Here is a 16,057-nt window from a genome sequence, read left to right on the forward strand (position 1 = left end):
CAAGAATCCGCCTATTCACGCTCGATGAAGTCTTCGCGCACCAGGCCATGGCGCTGCATCTTTTCATTCAGGGTGCGCCGCGGCAGTTGCAGGCTCTGCATCACCGCCTTGATTTCGCCGTGATGCTGGCGCAGCGCCGCGCGCAGGCATTGCGCCTCGAACGCCTCCATCTGTTCGCCTAACGAGCTACTTTCAGGCAACGCCTGACTGGCGCCGGCATCGAGCCCCAGCACATGGCGCTCGGCGGCGTTAGCCAGTTCGCGCACGTTGCCCGGCCAGTCGTGGGCCAGCAGCCGCGCCATGTGCGCACCGTCCAGCGGCGCTGCGCTGCGACCTAGGCGTTCGGCGCAGTGGCGGGCGAAGTGCTCGAACAACAGCGGAATGTCTTCACGTCGCTCGCGCAGCGGCGCCAGGCGCAATTCGGCGACGTTCAGGCGATAGGCCAGGTCTTCGCGAAAGCGTCCGGCGCGGGCCTCTTCGAGCAGGTCGGGCTTGGTCGCGGCGATGATGCGCAGGTCGATGGCGATGCTCTGGTTGGCGCCCAGGCGTTCCAGCTTCTGCTCCTGGATCACCCGCAACAGCTTGGCCTGCTGGGCCAGCGGCATGCTTTCGATTTCGTCGAGAAACACCGTGCCGCCGTTGGCGTACTCCAGCTTGCCGATACGCTTGCCCTGGGCGCCAGTAAAGGCGCCGCTCTCGTGGCCGAACAGCTCGGCTTCGAACAGCGTTTCGGGAATGGCCGCGCAATTGAGCGCGACGAAGGGCTTGTCGGCCCGTGGACCGAAATCATGCAGGCAGCGCGCAACGCGCTCCTTGCCGCTGCCGGTCTCGCCGCGGATCAGCACATTGACCGGCAACCCGGCCAGTTCCAGCACCTGCCGGCGCAACTGCTGCAAGCCCTGGGACATGCCCAGCAGCGTGGCTTCCAGGCGCGATTTGAGGTCGGCCTGCTCGTGCAGGCGGCGGTTCTCCAGCACCAACTGACGCTTTTCCAGCGCGCGGCGCAGGCTGCCCAGCAGGTGCTGCGGGGTGAAGGGTTTTTCCAGAAAGTCGTAGGCGCCGTTGCGCATGGCCTCGACCGCCATCGGCACGTCGCCATGCCCGGTCAGCAGGATCACCGGCAGGTCGGCATCCTGCTGCTGCAAGCGTTCGAGCAGTTGCAGGCCGTCTATGCCCGGCATGCGCACGTCACTGATGACCACCCCGGGAAAATGCGCCGGCAGCTGCGCCAGGCAAGCGTCGCCGCGCTCGAACACCTGCACCTCGAAGCCCGACAGGCTCAGCCATTGTTCGACCGCAGCGCGGATGCTCGCTTCGTCGTCGACGACGATCACTGAATTCAACATGCAGGCTCCACATCGCGGGGCAGGGACAGGGTAAAGCAGGCACCGCCGGCCAGGTTCTCGACGCGCAACTGGCCGCCGGCTTCATGCACGATGCCATAGGAAATCGCCAGACCCAGGCCCAGCCCGTCGCCCACCGGCTTGGTGGTGAAGAAGGGGTCGAAGACCTTGCTCAGATCGGCCTCAGCAATGCCACCACCGGAATCGAGCACGCTCAACTGCCAGTCGGCGCCGGCCGGGGCGATGCGGATTTCCAGGCGCTTGAAGCGCTTGTCGGCCATGGCGTCGAGGGCATTGTGCAGCAGGTTGATCAGCACTTGCTCGAGGCGAATGGCATCGCCGCGCACCCAGGCTGGGCGCGCCAGGTACAGCGCCAGGTCGATCTGCTGGCTGCGCAGGCGAGTGTCGAGCAGTTGCAGGGCCTGATCGACCACCCCGGCCAGATCCAGGCGCTCGCGCAGCCCGCCTGGGCTGTTGCGAGCGAAGGTCTTGAGGTGGCCGGTCAGGGCGGCCATGCGCGTGAGCATCTGCTCCAGCGGCTCGAGGGCCTGGCGTGCCTGCTCGTAGCGACCCTGGTCGAGCAGCAGGCGCAGGGTTTCCAGTTGCATGCGCTGGGTGGTCAGTGGCTGGTTGATCTCGTGGGCCAGGGCCGCCGACATCTGCCCGAGCGCGGCCAGCTTGGCCGACTGCACCAGGCCCTCCTGGGCCATGCGCAACTCGCGAGTGCGTTCTTCGACCTCGCGCTTGAGCGCGTCGCGGCTGCGCTGGCGCAGACGGGCCAGGCGCAGGCGCTGGCTGACGAATAATGCGGCGAACACCAGGCTCAGCCATACCGCAGCGGCGCCCAGGGCAGCGTTGCGGCCGTCTTCGGCGACCTGGGGCTGGCGCAGCAGGTGCAAGGTCCAGCCCTCGCTTTCCAGTGGCAGGCTTTCCCACAGGTACTCGCGCTGGCCCTGCGGACCCTGCACCCGACTCAATCGGCTGTTGTCGCCAAAACGGCTGAGTACCTGATGCTGCAACGGCACCAGCGGTTGTTTGTCGTACTGCCGGGTTTCGGCCAGCACCGCACGGTCTTCGCGGTTGAGCGAGCGCAGTTCGCGGTAGCGCCAGCCGTCCTGGTTGGCGATGAAGATGATGCCGCGGGCATCGCTGACCAGCACCACGTCGTTGCCCTGGCGCCATTCGCGCTCAAGCTCGGGGAATTCCAGCTTGACCACCATGGCGCCGAGGAAGCGATCGGCTTCGTCGTTGACCGAGCTTGCAAGGAAGTAGCCGGGCACGCCGCTGGTCACCCCGACTGCGAAGAAGCGCCCGCTGCCCTCACTGCGCGCTTGCTTGAAGTAGGGACGGAAACCGTAGTTGGAGCCCACGTAAGTGGTCGGCAGACGCCAGTTGCTCGCGGCAACGGCCAGGCCGGTGTGGTCGAGCAGCTCCAGGGTCGAGGAATTGGCGGCGCCGTTGATCCGTTCGAGTTTGCGGTTCAGCGCATCCTGCACGGCGGGCGACACCGGCCCGCGCAGGGCGGCGATCAGTTCCGGGTCCAGCGCCAGCACCGCAGGCAACGCGCGGTAGCGGTCGATCAGGGTGTGCAGCGAGTTGGCGTACAGGCTCAGTTGCTCACTGGCCCGCCGAGCATCGGCCTGCAGCGCTTCGCGCTTGGCCTGGTGCATGGCCCAGCCGGCGCTGAGCACGGTGCCAGTTACGATCAGCAAAATCATCAGCCCCAGACGCAGGGCGCGATAGGACGGTGGCATGGGCTGTTCCGCGTGCAATGGGGCCATGGGATGGATCGAAAACCAGCGCTGGCGGGTGGATCACACGCCGCCGAACACCGGGTCAACGCGTGGCTCAGCGCAACTCGAAGTGCTGCTGTTGCACGTTCTGCGAATCCAGCCCGACCTGCACGTTGAACTGCCCAGGTTCGGCCACCTGTTGCAGTTGCGCGTTGAAGAACTTCAGGTCGCTTTCGCTGAGGGTGAACGTCAGCTCGCGGGTTTCGCCGGCCTTGAGCAGCACTTTCTGGAAGCCCTTGAGTTCCTTGACCGGACGGCTCATCGAGGCGGTGACGTCCTGCACGTACAACTGCGCCACGGTTTCACCGTCGCGCTCGCTGGTGTTCTTCACCGTGACCTTGGCTTGCAGGCGCTGCCCGCGTTGCAGATGGTCGGCGGATAACGTCAGGTCGGACAGGGTGAAGCTGCTGTAGCTCAGGCCGTAGCCAAACGGATACAGCGGGCCATTGGGCTCTTCGAAATACTGTGAGGTGTAGTTGCCAGGCTCGCCGGGGGTAGCCGGGCGACCGATGCTGGGCCGGTTGTAGTACATGGGAATCTGCCCCACCGAACGCGGGAAGGTGATCGGCAGCTTGCCGGAGGGGTTGTAGTCACCGAACAGCACGTCGGCGATGGCATTGCCGCCTTCGGTGCCGCTGAACCAGGTTTCCAGAATCGCATCGGCCTGTTCGCGCTCCCAGGTGATCGACAGCGGTCGGCCGTTCATCAGCACCAGCACCAGCGGCTTGCCGGTGTCTTTCAGGGCCTTGATCAGGGCTTTCTGGCTGGCCGGGATGTCGAGGCTGGTGCGGCTCGCCGACTCATGGGACATGCCCTTGGATTCGCCTACCACGGCCACCACCACATCGGCCTGGGCCGCAGCCTTGAGTGCTTCATCGATCATCACCGCCGGCGGACGCGGGTCGAGGACGATCTTGTCGTCCTTGGCGTTGAAGAAATTCAGGTAGTCGAGGATGGCGTTGTCGCGGGTGACATCCGCGCCCTTGGCATACAGCAGCTTGCCCTTGCCGTCGAGGGCATGCTCCAGGCCCTCGCGGACGCTGACGGCATGCTCGGGGCGGCCATCGGCGGCCCAACTGCCCATGATGTCCAGCGGCGCATCGGCCAGCGGCCCGACCAGTGCCACCGTGGCCGACTTGCGCAGCGGCAGGGTGTCGTCGCGATTTTCCAGCAACACCAGGCTGCGCCGCGCAACGTCACGGGCGGCGGCGCGGTGCAGGCGGGTTTCGGCGTAGTAGTCCTGCAGATCGTCCTCGGCCTTGCCGATGCGCAGGTACGGGTCTTTGAACAGGCCCATGTCGTACTTGGCGCCCAGCACCTCGCGCACCGCGCGGTCGAGTTCGGCCTGGGACACTTCGCCGGCTTTGAGCAGACCGGGCAGTTCTTCGCCGTACAGCGAGTCGTTCATGCTCATGTCGATGCCGGCCTTGATCGCCAGCTTGGCGGCCTCTCGGCCATCGCGGGCAACGCCGTGGCGAATCAGCTCCTTGATCGCGCCGTGGTCGCTGATGGTCACGCCCTTGAAGCCCCATTGCTGGCGCAGCAGGTCGTTCATCAGCCACGTGTTGGCGGTGGCCGGTACGCCGTTGATCGAGTTGAGCGCGACCATCACCCCGCCAGCGCCGGCGTCGATGCCCGCACGGTAGGGCGGCAGGTAGTCGTTGTACATTTTCGGCAGGCTCATATCGACTACGTTGTAGTCGCGCCCGCCCTCCACCGCGCCATACAGGGCGAAGTGCTTGACGATGGCCATCACGCTGTCATGCTCGGCGCCGCTCTTGCCCTGCAAGCCGCGCACCATCACCTCGGCGATGCGCGAAGTCAGGTAGGTGTCTTCACCGAAGCCTTCGCTGGTGCGCCCCCAGCGCGGGTCGCGGGCGATGTCGACCATCGGCGCGAAGGTCATGTCCACCGAGTCGGCTGCCGCTTCGATGGCCGAGGTGCGCCCGACTGTGGTGATGGCGTCCATGTCCCAGCTCGAGGCCAGGCCCAGGCTGATCGGGAAGATGGTGCGTTCGCCGTGCACGGTGTCGTAGGCGAAGAACATCGGAATCTTCAGGCGGCTGCGCATGGCCGCGTCCTGCATGGGGCGGTTTTCCGGCGCGGTGCGCGAATTGAAGGTGCCGCCGATGCGGCCTGCGGCGATTTCCTCGCGAATCTTCTCGGCGGGCATCTCGGGGCTGATGCTGATCAGGCGCAACTGGCCGATTTTCTCCGCCTGGCTCATCTGCCCTAGCAGGTGATCGATGAATGCCTGTTTGTCTTGCAGTGGCGGTGCGGCGGTGGCGGCCAGGGCCGCCTGACTGACGAGGCCCAGGGCCAGACCCAGCAAGGACGATTTCATGCGCGATTCCATCGTAGAAGCGCTGGCCGTATCAGGGTGATACGCGCGAGCAAGGTTTTCAGGCGGCTATTGTTGTACAGTTCGCCGAACCGGACGGTGCCGATCTGTCCGCGGTCCAGCGGCGGATTATGCCTGAATATGGCGACGGCTCCAGACCCGCGATGGCCAGTACAACTATAAGAACGTAGCCGAGACCCCAGGCATGACCCCGCTCAACGAATACGACCAACGTCTGCTCGCCGAGGCCATCGCACGCGCCGAGCGGCGCACCGCTGCCGAACTGCTCGCCGTGCTCGCCCGCCGCGCCGACGATTACGCCTACCTGCCGCTGTTCTGGGCCGCGTTGCTGGCCTTGCTCGTCACTTCGCTGCTGCAGGTGCTGACCGGTTGGCCCAGTGGGCGCACGCTGATGGTGGTGCACGGGCTGGTGTTTCTGCTGCTGTGTCTGCTGCTGCGCCATCCGCGCCTGGCCGCGCAGTTGGTGCCACGGGCGCTGCGCCATTGGCAGGCAGCGCGTCTGGGCAGGCGCCAGTTCCGGGTGCATCAGGGTGAAGCTGGGCAGTCGGGGCTGCATGCGCTGATCTTCGTCTGCGAGGCTGAGCGCTACGTGCGCATCCTGCTGGCGCCCCAGGTGGCCGAGCATATGCCGCCTGCAACCTGTCGGGCGGTGGAAGCGCAATTGCGCCATCGCCTGCAGCAGGGCGAGTTGGTGGCGGGTTTCATCGAGGCTATCGATGCCTGCGCTGAACACCTGAGCCGGGCTTTGCCCGTCGCGCGTCGTCGTGCGCTGGTGGGGGCAAGGGTGCGCGTGCTGGACTGACCGCGGGGCCTTCGCGGCAGCGGCGTGGCCACGTAGAATGGCCGCCACTGCGCACCGCGCTCCTGCATCCCGAGGCACCTGCTGTCCATGTCCGCTACGCCGTCCGCTTCCCCCGACGCCCTTACCCAGTTCTTCACCCTGCTGCAACAGGCGCTCGCCACTGGCAGCCTGAGCAAGCTGGTGCTGGCCCGCCCTGTGGGCGCCGACCCGACCTTGCAGCGCATCATCGCCAAGCCGGTGCTGGTCAAGGGCCAGGCGTGTCTGTCGCTGGTGTACCGCCACCAGACCCGCGACATCACCCGCAACCTGCCACTGGAACAGGTGCCGGCGCTGCTCGGTGAACTGCTGCCGGGCAGCTTTCGCAATGCTCACCTGTTCGACGGCGAGGGTGAGGTGCAGCTGACCTTCAGCAAGAAGGGCAAGCCGATGCTGCAGCGCCACGGCGCCCAGGCGCCGCTCAAGGCCACGGCCAGCACGGGTCATGATCGCGAGAAGAAACGCTACCTGGAGCTGTCCCGGCCGTTTCTGCACGACCTCGGCGTCACCGATGCCCAAGGCGCACTGATTCCGTCGATGTCGCGCAAGTGGAAGCAGATCAACAAGTTCATCGAGGTCTTCGACCATGCCCTGGGCAGCGCACCGTTGCCTGCCGAACAGCCGCTACGGGTGGCCGACTTCGGCTCGGGCAAGGGCTACCTGACCTTCGCCATGCACGACTACCTGCGCAACAGCCTGGGCCGCGCTGCTGAGGTCACCGGGGTCGAGCTTCGCGCCGAGCTGGTCGAGCTGTGCAACGCTGCGGCGGCGCGTCTGCAGCACCCGGGCCTGGAGTTTCAGTGCGGTGACGTGCGCAGCGTGGTGCCCGAGGCGATCGAGGTGATGATCGCCCTGCATGCGTGCGACATCGCCACCGACTATGCGATTCACACCGGCATTCGTTGCAACGCGGCGATCATCATGTGCTCGCCGTGCTGCCACAAACAGATTCGCCCGCAACTGCGCAGCCCCGATGTGCTGCAACCGATGCTGCATTACGGCCTGCACCTGGGCCAGCAGGCGGAAATGCTCACCGACAGCCTGCGCGCGCTGTACCTGGAAGCCTGTGGCTACGAAACCAAGGTGTTCGAGTTCATCTCGCTGGAACACACCAACAAGAACAAGATGATTCTGGCGGTCAAGCGCCGCCAACCCCAGGACACCACCGCCCTGCTGGCGCGCATCGCCGAGCTGAAGGCGTTCTACGGGGTCAGCGAGCACTGCCTGGAAACGCTGCTGCGCGCCGACGGCCTTCTGGCCGCAGCGCAGTAGTCGTCTCAGCGGCGTCGCGATGCAGGAAAGGCGATGCTCAGAGTAGTCTGCGCCAGCGGGTGAGTGCTGGCGTCGAAGAAGTCCAGCGCGCAGCCTACCGCCGCCAGGCGCTGGCTGAAATGACTCTGCTGGTTGTGCACCGAGGCCTCGCCCAAGGGGCGAATGGCCACGGCGATGCGCGCTGGCCGCGCCTGGATGATGGCCTCCAGCAGGTGCTCGTCGGCGCTGTCCAGATGCTGGCCGAGCAGGCACAGGTTGCCGTCCTCGCCAGCCAGCTGCGCCAGGCACCAGCTCAAGTAGTCGCTGCTGCGAATAGCTTGAAGCTTCTGCGCGCTGGGCCCCTCGTTGATGAACAACGGCACTTCCCCGGGCACGTTCACGGCCGCGCCATCGAGCAGCTCGCTGCCCACTGCGCCACGCCTGCGCGTGGTGCCGTCGGCCTGGCGTAGCAGATGCAGGCCTCCGTGCAGGTGCAGCACCCGCGTGCCGGCGCCGGCGGTGCGGCGCACATCGAAGCTGCCTTGCTCATCGAACAGTTCGGCGAACCCCGACGGGTCGTGCTCCATGGCCCACGGCAGGATCAGGTCGTAATTGCTGGTGTAGACGCTTTGGTAACGGCGCAGTTCGGCGTTGAGCTGGCCCAGGGTCACCGGCGGCAGCAGTGCCAAGGGCAGGTGCACGGCGCGCAAGGCGTGAATCAGCGCCTGTTTGATCGAGTAGTAGCGGTTCAGCGGCGCGGTGGAGTTGATCGCCAGTGCGGCATTGCTGCGGATGGTGGTGTTCAGCGCGCTCAGCACCGGCTCGAACAGCTCGGTGCCCAATGCCTTGAACAGTGCCTGGTCGCTGATCGCCAGGGCCTTGTGCCGTACCTGCTGCGCCTGCTCGAACAGCGAGTAGTAACCGAACGGCTTCCACAGGGCGCGGCTGGCGCCGTTGCCCAGCAGCAGGGCCGGGTAGGCGTGACGGTCGGAGAGCTCGGCCCAGGAGGGCAGGTGGGCATCGCGTGCTGGCATGGGGTATCCGTAGGCTGAAACACAAACGCGGCGACTGTATCACGTTGCCTGCCGCGAAGAAGTTGCGCGCTCGACGCATGGAAGCGACGGCTTTCATCTGCCAGTCCTTGAGGTCGGACGCGGCTGTCTATATCGTCCGCAGCATCTTTATCAAGGTGCAAAGGGTTACAGCGTATGGCAAGCGACAATCTGGGCGCCGAGCAGTATGTCGAGGGTCGCCTGGTAGCGGTGATCCTGCTGGTGCTGACTGCCCTGGGCGCATTCGCCGCCACCACGTTTTGCGGTGAGCGAGGTTGCGTGTTGACGGCGCAGGCGGTGGTCTGTGCGGTGACGTCGGCGCTGTGCGTGTTGCTGTTGCTCAATCGCCGCGCGCTGCGTGCCAAGCGCGAAGGCCGCAGCTACTCGCTGGCCTACCTGCTGGCCTGGATCTGGGCGGGGGGCGCGACGGCGGTGGTGCTCAGCCAGCCCGCCTTGGCCGATGAAGCCCCGGCGCTGCTGTCGGTGGTGCTGTCGAGCTTGCTGGGTGGGGTCGCGGCGGCTATCGTCGCGCACCTCTGGCACGAGCGCGAGCAACGCCCGCCGACGCCGCGTGCCGCTCGCACCCCGCGGCGTGGCAAAGCCGAGCAGGCATTGGCGCAGGTCAAGGCGCGTCTGTAGCCGGCGCCGCCTGCGCCCGGCGCTGGCGATTGCGCCACAGCCGGTAGGCGCGGATGCCGGCACGCACCGAGCCGAACAGCAACTCGCCTTCCATCTCCCGCGCCAGCCCTGAGCGCACCAGCATGCGCAGGAAACGCCCACGGGCGCGGGCGATGGCGAAATGCACACCCTGCGCGGCCAGGGTGGCGCGCACTTCGCGCAAGGCTTCAAGGCCCGTCACATCCAGACTGCTCACCGCCTCGGCATCGAACAGCACGGCCTTGATCTGCTGCTCGCGTTGCATCGCTTCGAGCAGGCGCAGTTTGAAGTAGTCGGCATTGAAGAACAGGATCGCGTCGTCGAAGCGGTACACCAGCAGCCCCGGCACCGTGCGCGCCTCGGGGTGGTGGCGCAGGTTGACCTGGCCCTCGACCCCGGGCAGCCAGCCGAGCACCGCGTCGGTCGGCTGATAGATGCTGTACAGCAGGCGCAGAATGGCCAGGGTCACGGCGAAGATGATCCCCGGCAGCACGCCCAGGCCGAGCACGCCGGCGGTGGTCAGCAGGCACAGGCAGAACTCGAAGCGGCTGAGCGTGAGGATGCTGCGCAGCGACTGCACATCGATCAGCCCCCAACCGGCCATCAACAGCACGGCGCCGAGGGCGGCCTGGGGAATCCACGCCATGGGCGCGGTGAACAGCAGCAACACCAAGGCAATCACCAGGGCGGCGACGATGCCCACCAGTTGGCTGCGCCCGCCGACCATGTCGTTGACCGCGGTGCGTGAATCGGCGCCGCTGATGGCAAAGCCTTGCGACAGCCCGGCGGCCAGGTTGCTCACGCCCAGGGCGACGAACTCGTGGTTGGCGTTGATCGCATAGCCGTGGCGCGCGGCGAAGCTGCGCGCGGTGAGCATGGCGCTGCAAAAGCTCACGGTGGCGATGCCCAGGGCGTCGCGCAGCAGACTCTTGGTTTCTTCCAGGCTGATCTGCGGCCAGGCCAGGTGCGGCATGCCACCCGGCACCGGGCCGAGCACGGCGACGCCGAAGCGGTCCAGGCCGAACAGCCCGCTGAGCGCGGTGAACACCGCCACCACCACCAGCGCCACCGGCAGGCGCGGGTAGCGCCGTGGCAACACGATGAGCATGGCCAGCGCAGCCAGGCCCAGGGTCAGGGTCAGCCAGCGGATTTCGCCCAGGCGATTGAGGAAGTCGAGCAGGCTCAGCACGAAGCCTTCACCGACGAAGCTGAAACCCACCACCTTGGACAACTGCCCGGCGATCAGGCTCAGGCCGATGCCGTTGAGGTAGCCGATCAGAATCGGCCGCGAAAAGAAGCTGGCGATGAAGCCGGCGCGGGCCAGCCCCGCGCCGATCAGCATGGCCCCCACCAGCAGGGTGACGACTACCGACAGCTCGGCGGTGCGCTGTGTGTCACCCATCGCCAGCGGCGCTACGGCCCCGGCGATCATCGCGCAGGTGGCGGCATCCGGGCCGACCATCAACTGCCGCGAACTGCCGATCAGGGCGTAGACGATCATCGGCAGCACGCAGGCGTACAGACCATATTGCGCCGGCAGGCCGACGATCTGCGCATAGGCGATGGCAATGGGAATCTGAATGGCTGCTACCGACAGACCCGCCTGCACATCGGCCGAGAACCATTCACGGCGGTAACGCAGCAGGTTGGCCAGGCCTGGAAGCCAGCGGGAAATGAACATGGGCAGTCCTTTGAAAATGGTTCATCCGAATGGCGCTGCTTTACCGCCGCAGCACCTGATATGCCGCCAAACCCGGCGACGACGCAAGCGCCGGCTGCTGCCTCAGGCCAGCCGTTGCAGGTAGCTGGGCACCTGCGGTTCAGGCAGCACAGAGAGCACCTTGAGCCGCTGGAGGGTGCGCTCGCGGGCCTTGCCGATGTGGTCGCGCAGGCATGAGCAGGCCGATTCCACGGTGCCGTACAGCAACGCCTCGAATACCAGGCGGTGTTCCATCAGCATCGCCTGGTCGTTGCTGCTGTGCAGCGCCTCATGAAGAATGCGGCCGACGTTCATGGGAATCTGACACTGGCGAATCACCGCTGCCATGCGCGTGTTGGCGATGCCGGCCAGGCAGGTGACGTGCAGATCGTGCTCGAGCTGCTCGATGTCGGCACGCGACACCTCGCGCCCGGCGTCCTGGGCGTCGACCACGCGCTGCAACATCGCCTGCAACTCAGTGCGTGACACCCGCTCGACTCCTTGGCGCAGGGCGTCGGGTTCGAGCAGCATGCGCAGCTCGTAATCCTGCTTGACCGCCTGCGCGGTCAGCGGCCCGGCCAGCCACTGCGAGTAGGGTTCCTTTTCCACCAGGCCCTTGTCGCGCAGGCGCATCAGCGCTTCCCTGACCACGTTGCTGCTGACGTTGAGCGCCTCGGCCGCACGCTGGCCGTCGATGCGGTAGTGACCGAACACCATGAAACGAATCACCGTTTCCGCCAATTGCTCGTAGATGCGCTCACCCAACGGGCGGTAATCGATCAGTTCTTCCTGTCGCTCCAGGCCCAGCAGTTGCCGGGTCAGCGGCACCCGCCGCGGGGTGGCCTCGGTGCCGTGGGGGTCGATGAGAAAGCCGCGGCCTTCGAAGCGGCGGATCAGCCCTTCTTCATGCAGCAGGTTCAACGCCTGGCGCACCGGCACCCGGCTGGTGCCGAACAGCTCCGCCAGCGGCCCCTCGACCAGCACCAGCCCGGTCACTGCCTGCCCGCCCAGAATCGCCTCGCGCAGGGTGGTGCGGATGACTTCGTAGCGTGAAGTTGGGCGCTCGTCCAAGGGCGGTGTCGCGGACATCGAGTCAGGTCTCATGGGGCGGAATGGGCAAGTTTCTCACAAGCACGGCGGGAATGTGCCTACACCCGGTAACACTTCCCTGATCGATCCTGAGGCAAGGCTGTTACCGAACGCCTCAAAATGGATCATTTACAAAAACATCCAATTTAAGCGCCAGCGTCGCTATGGATTGTCTCGGCGCACGGCTCGACCATGCGCCAGAGCGGTTTGGCCTGGTAGAAAACCTGCCGGCCACAACTTGGCACGTTCAGTGCTTTCTCAAATGTACGTATTAAATAAATGTACATTTTAGAGGTGGCGGATGAATGTCGATGGCGTGTCCCTGGCCCAGGCGTATGCCGAGGCAACGGCTGATCCGCTGAGTGTGGCGCAGCAGGCGTTGCAGGCCGCGCAGCAGCTACCGGCGGCGTTCGTCAGCTTGTGCCAGAAGCGCGCACTGCGTGAGGCAGAAGCCGCCCGCCAGCGCTGGCAGGCCGGTCAGCCGCTGTCGCCGCTCGATGGCGTGCCGGTGGTGTGGAAAGACCTCTACGACCTTGCCGGGCAAATCACCAGCGCCGGGGCCAAGGTGCGCATGCATGACGCCCCCGCAGCCTGCGACTGTGCCTTGGCGAGCGTGCTGAGCCGCGCCGGCATGGTCAGCTTGGGCAAGACCAACCTGAGCGAGCTGGCCTATTCGGGCCTGGGCCTCAACCCGCACTTCGGCACCCCGGCCAACGCCGTGGCGCAAGGCCCGGTGCGGGTGCCCGGCGGCTCTTCTTCGGGCTCGGCGGTGGCGGTGGCCAAGGGTGTGGCGCCCATAGCCATGTCGACCGACACGGCCGGTTCCATTCGCATCCCTGCCGCCTTCAATGGCCTGGTCGGCTACCGCAGCAGCAGCCAGCGCTATGACTTCAGCGGGGTCACGCCGCTGGCGGTGTCGCTCGATGCGCTGGGCCCGATCACCACCAGCGTGCGCGATGCCATGGCGGTCGATGCCCTGTTGCTGGGCAAGCCGTTCGCCGCCAGGCCGCTGCCGGTTGCCGGTTTGCGCCTGCGGGTCGACGACGCGCTGCTGGAGGATGCGCGCATTCAGCCGGAGGTCAAAGCCAATCTGCTGGCCGCCGCCGAGCGCCTGCAAGCGGCCGGTGCGAGCCTGGAATACGGCCGCGTCGAGGCGTTCCATCAGGCCCTGGCGCTGATCGAACAGGTCGGCTGGCTGGGCAGCGCTGAGGCCTTCGCCCGCTACGAGTCGCTGCTCGACAGCCCGGACGCCGAGCACCTCGACCCACGTGTACGCACCCGCCTGGAGGCCGCCCGGCATTTCCCGGCCAGCCGCCAGGTACGCCTGTACCAGGCCTCGCGTAGCCTGCGCCAGCACATCGCCGATGAGCTGGACGGCGCGATGCTGCTGACCCCGACGGTTGCCCATGTCGCGCCGTTGCTGGCGCCCCTGCAAGACGATGCAGCGCTGTTCGCCGCGAGCAATCTGGCCACCCTGCGCCTGACCATGCCCGGCAGCATGCTCGACATGCCCGGGGTGGCTCTGCCCAGTGGCACCGGCGAGGCCGGCATGCCCACCAGCGTGCTGGTCTCAGGCCCCAGTGGCAGCGACGCGCACCTGCTGCGCGTCGCGCTGACCCTCGAACCCTATGTACGCGGCGTAGCCCGCTAACCCTTCTGAATCTCAATGAGGTGTAGATCATGGCGAAAGAAATCTTTGTCTCCATCGGCGTCGACGTCGATGCGGTCGCTGGCTGGCTGGGGTCCTACGGCGGTGAAGACTCCCCGGACGACATCTCCCGCGGCCTGTTCGCCGGTGAAGTCGGCTCGCCGCGGCTGCTCAAGCTGTTCGAGAAGTACAACCTGCGCACCACTTGGTTCATCCCCGGCCACTCGGTGGAAACCTTCCCCGAACAGATGAAGGCGGTGGTCGCCGCCGGCCACGAAATCGGCGTGCATGGCTACAGCCATGAAAACCCCATCGCCATGACCCCCGAGCAGGAAGAGATCGTCCTCGACAAGTCGATCGAAATCATCACCCAGCTCGCCGGCAAGCGCCCCACCGGCTACGTGGCGCCGTGGTGGGAATTCAGCAACGTCACCAACGAACTGCTGCTGCGCAAGGGCATCAAGTACGACCACAGCCTGATGCACAACGACTTCCATCCCTACTACGTGCGGGTCAAGGACAGCTGGAGCAAGATCGACTACAGCCAGCACCCCGACACCTGGATGAAACCGCTGGTGCGTGGCGAGGAAACCGATCTGGTGGAGATTCCCGCCAACTGGTACCTCGATGACCTGCCGCCCATGATGTTCATCAAGAAGTCGCCCAACAGCCACGGCTTCGTCAACCCGCGGCACCTGGAAGAAATGTGGCGCGACCAGTTCGACTGGGTCTACCGCGAACATGACTACGCCGTGTTCCCCATCACCATCCACCCCGACGTCTCCGGCCGTCCGCAGGTGCTGCTGATGCTCGAGCGCTTCATCGAGCACATGCAGGGCCATGCGGGGGTGAAGTTCGTGACCATGGACGAAATCGCCGACGACTTCATTCGCCGCCAGCCGCGCAAAGGCTGACGCCGCCGACCTTCTGCCAACCCTGCCCACAACAACAAGAGACCCACCACGATGACCACGCAGGCCACCACCACGACGCCCGTCGGCGCCCCCGGGGCATGGAAACCGGTACACCTCGATTCCAAGGATGTTCGCTATGCCACCTGGATCGCCTTCTTCGCCTGGGTGTTCGCTGTCTATGACTTCATCCTGTTCGGCACCTTGCTGCCGGTGATGGGTGGGCATTTCACCTGGAGCGAGGCCGAGCAGGCCGAGATCGCCACCTGGGTCGCCGTGGGCGGCGCGGTGGTGGCCTTCATCGTCGGCCCATTGGTAGACAAGATCGGTCGCCGTGGCGGGATCATCTTCACCATTGGCGGCACCGCGTTGTGTTCGGCGCTTACTGCGGTATGCGCCGGCATGGGCAAGGGGCCGCTGATTGCCGTGCGCTCGGTGGCGGGTCTGGGGTATGCCGAGGAAGGGGTCAACGCCACCTACCTCACCGAGGTCTATGCGGCCTCGACCGATCCCAAGCTGATCAAGCGCCGCGGCTTCGTCTACAGCCTGGTGCAAAGCGGCTGGCCAGTCGGTGCTCTGATCGCCGCCGGGCTCACCGCCTTGCTGCTGCCGCACATCGGCTGGCAAGGCTGCTTCGTGTTCGCGGCGGTGCCGGCGCTGGTGGTGGCGATTCTGGCCCGCAAGCTCAAGGAAAGCCCGCAGTTCCAGGTGCACCAGCGTATTCGCCAACTGCGTAAGGCTGGTGATGAAGCGGCTGCGCGCAGCCTGGCCAGCGAATACCAGGTCGATTACGACGAGCATGCCAAGGCCGGCGTTGCCGCCGCCTTCCGCGGTGCCGCGCTGCGCCCGACCGTGGTGTTGAGCCTGGCGATTCTGCTCAACTGGTCGGCGATTCAGGTGTTCAGCGTGCTCGGCACCTCGGTGATCGTCAGCGTTCACCAGCTGTCGTTCCAGAATTCGCTGTGGATTCTGGTGCTGTCGAACCTGGTCGGCTTCATCGGCTACCTGTTCCATGGCTGGCTGGGCGACCGCCTGGGACGGCGCAATACCGTCGCGCTGGGCTGGATGTGTGGCGGCGTGGCGTTCTTTGCCATGCTGCAGGCGCCGAGCCAACTGACCACCGTGGTGGCGCTGTACAGCCTGGGCCTGTTCTTCCTCACCGGGCCTTATTCGGCGATGTTGTTCTTCATGGGCGAAAGCTTCCCCACCAGTATCCGTGCCACGGGCGGTGCCATCGTCCACGCCATGGGGCCGATTGGCGCCATCGTCGCCGGCCTGGGCATCACCAGCGTGCTCAACGCGGGCGGTCAGTGGCACAGCGCGGCGCTGTGGTTCGGCGCGTTGCCGTGCTTCCTCTCGGGCGTGGTGATGTTCGCCGCGCGCCATGTCGAGCCGCATTCGGTCAAGTAACTCA

General features: G+C 66.0%; 12 protein-coding genes. 6 read left to right on the forward strand and 6 right to left on the reverse strand.

Annotated elements, in window-relative coordinates; all coding sequences use genetic code 11:
* Positions 1–11: 11 nt before the first annotated feature.
* The 3 genes from LK03_RS10485 to bglX all read right to left on the reverse strand — a co-directional run bounded on the left by LK03_RS10485 (position 12) and on the right by bglX (position 5,480).
* Positions 12–1,346, reverse strand: a complete 1,335-nt coding sequence (locus LK03_RS10485; RefSeq protein ID WP_038412281.1) for a sigma-54-dependent transcriptional regulator — start codon at positions 1,344–1,346, stop codon at positions 12–14.
* Positions 1,340–3,097: a sensor histidine kinase gene (locus tag LK03_RS10490; RefSeq protein WP_038412282.1), complete on the reverse strand. Its 1,758-nt coding sequence runs from the start codon at positions 3,095–3,097 to the stop codon at positions 1,340–1,342. Before LK03_RS10490 ends, LK03_RS10485 begins: the two co-directional genes overlap by 7 nt.
* Before the next feature lie 94 nt (positions 3,098–3,191).
* Positions 3,192–5,480, reverse strand: a complete 2,289-nt coding sequence (gene bglX / locus LK03_RS10495) for a beta-glucosidase BglX (RefSeq protein ID WP_038412283.1) — start codon at positions 5,478–5,480, stop codon at positions 3,192–3,194.
* A 202-nt stretch (positions 5,481–5,682) separates the two neighbouring features.
* Here bglX and LK03_RS10500 point away from each other — a divergent pair, with 202 nt between their 5' ends.
* Together LK03_RS10500 and LK03_RS10505 are read left to right on the forward strand one after the other, a co-directional pair.
* A complete protein-coding gene (locus LK03_RS10500) occupies positions 5,683–6,300 on the forward strand; it encodes a hypothetical protein (RefSeq protein WP_038412284.1) in 618 nt (205 codons plus the stop codon).
* An 87-nt stretch (positions 6,301–6,387) separates the two neighbouring features.
* Positions 6,388–7,608, forward strand: a complete 1,221-nt coding sequence (locus LK03_RS10505) for a class I SAM-dependent methyltransferase (protein WP_430962046.1) — start codon at positions 6,388–6,390, stop codon at positions 7,606–7,608.
* Between the two features lie 5 nt (positions 7,609–7,613).
* Here LK03_RS10505 and LK03_RS10510 read toward each other — a convergent pair whose 3' ends face one another.
* Positions 7,614–8,621 (reverse strand): DUF4917 family protein, encoded by a 1,008-nt coding sequence (locus tag LK03_RS10510; RefSeq protein WP_038412286.1) that lies wholly within the window; start codon positions 8,619–8,621, stop codon positions 7,614–7,616.
* A gap of 174 nt (positions 8,622–8,795) precedes the next feature.
* On the opposite strand from LK03_RS10510, the gene LK03_RS10515 reads away from it, so the two are divergent.
* Positions 8,796–9,278: a hypothetical protein gene (locus LK03_RS10515; protein WP_038412287.1), complete on the forward strand. Its 483-nt coding sequence runs from the start codon at positions 8,796–8,798 to the stop codon at positions 9,276–9,278.
* On the opposite strand, the gene LK03_RS10520 is transcribed toward LK03_RS10515, so the two are convergent.
* A complete protein-coding gene (locus LK03_RS10520; RefSeq protein WP_038412288.1) occupies positions 9,262–10,977 on the reverse strand; it encodes a SulP family inorganic anion transporter in 1,716 nt (571 codons plus the stop codon). The two genes, LK03_RS10515 and LK03_RS10520, sit on opposite strands and share 17 nt — an antisense overlap.
* A gap of 102 nt (positions 10,978–11,079) precedes the next feature.
* Positions 11,080–12,084: a GntR family transcriptional regulator gene (locus LK03_RS10525; protein ID WP_038412289.1), complete on the reverse strand. Its 1,005-nt coding sequence runs from the start codon at positions 12,082–12,084 to the stop codon at positions 11,080–11,082.
* 301 nt (positions 12,085–12,385) lie between these two features.
* Between LK03_RS10525 and LK03_RS10530 the strand changes: the two genes are divergently transcribed.
* The 3 genes from LK03_RS10530 to LK03_RS10540 are packed head-to-tail and all read left to right on the forward strand — an operon-like array spanning position 12,386 to position 16,053.
* Complete coding sequence (locus LK03_RS10530) at positions 12,386–13,735, forward strand: amidase (RefSeq protein ID WP_038412290.1); 1,350 nt, start codon at positions 12,386–12,388, stop codon at positions 13,733–13,735.
* Positions 13,736–13,764: 29 nt separating this feature from the next.
* Positions 13,765–14,646, forward strand: a complete 882-nt coding sequence (locus tag LK03_RS10535) for a polysaccharide deacetylase family protein (protein WP_028696720.1) — start codon at positions 13,765–13,767, stop codon at positions 14,644–14,646.
* Positions 14,647–14,697: 51 nt separating this feature from the next.
* Positions 14,698–16,053: an MFS transporter gene (locus tag LK03_RS10540; protein WP_038412291.1), complete on the forward strand. Its 1,356-nt coding sequence runs from the start codon at positions 14,698–14,700 to the stop codon at positions 16,051–16,053.
* The last annotated feature ends 4 nt before the right edge of the window (positions 16,054–16,057 follow it).

This window comes from Pseudomonas cremoricolorata (assembly GCF_000759535.1).
Classification (GTDB): domain Bacteria; phylum Pseudomonadota; class Gammaproteobacteria; order Pseudomonadales; family Pseudomonadaceae; genus Aquipseudomonas; species Aquipseudomonas cremoricolorata_A.

What these genes read in the sequence shown, in the direction of transcription:
- LK03_RS10485 (WP_038412281.1), bottom strand. Translation starts at nt 1,346, where the DNA reads ATGTTGAATTCAGTGATCGTCGTCGACGACGAAGCGAGCATCCGCGCT.
- LK03_RS10490 (WP_038412282.1), bottom strand. Translation starts at nt 3,097, where the DNA reads ATGCCACCGTCCTATCGCGCCCTGCGTCTGGGGCTGATGATTTTGCTG.
- bglX (WP_038412283.1), bottom strand. Translation starts at nt 5,480, where the DNA reads ATGAAATCGTCCTTGCTGGGTCTGGCCCTGGGCCTCGTCAGTCAGGCG.
- LK03_RS10500 (WP_038412284.1), top strand. Translation starts at nt 5,683, where the DNA reads ATGACCCCGCTCAACGAATACGACCAACGTCTGCTCGCCGAGGCCATC.
- LK03_RS10505 (WP_430962046.1), top strand. Translation starts at nt 6,388, where the DNA reads ATGTCCGCTACGCCGTCCGCTTCCCCCGACGCCCTTACCCAGTTCTTC.
- LK03_RS10510 (WP_038412286.1), bottom strand. Translation starts at nt 8,621, where the DNA reads ATGCCAGCACGCGATGCCCACCTGCCCTCCTGGGCCGAGCTCTCCGAC.
- LK03_RS10515 (WP_038412287.1), top strand. Translation starts at nt 8,796, where the DNA reads ATGGCAAGCGACAATCTGGGCGCCGAGCAGTATGTCGAGGGTCGCCTG.
- LK03_RS10520 (WP_038412288.1), bottom strand. Translation starts at nt 10,977, where the DNA reads ATGTTCATTTCCCGCTGGCTTCCAGGCCTGGCCAACCTGCTGCGTTAC.
- LK03_RS10525 (WP_038412289.1), bottom strand. Translation starts at nt 12,084, where the DNA reads ATGTCCGCGACACCGCCCTTGGACGAGCGCCCAACTTCACGCTACGAA.
- LK03_RS10530 (WP_038412290.1), top strand. Translation starts at nt 12,386, where the DNA reads ATGAATGTCGATGGCGTGTCCCTGGCCCAGGCGTATGCCGAGGCAACG.
- LK03_RS10535 (WP_028696720.1), top strand. Translation starts at nt 13,765, where the DNA reads ATGGCGAAAGAAATCTTTGTCTCCATCGGCGTCGACGTCGATGCGGTC.
- LK03_RS10540 (WP_038412291.1), top strand. Translation starts at nt 14,698, where the DNA reads ATGACCACGCAGGCCACCACCACGACGCCCGTCGGCGCCCCCGGGGCA.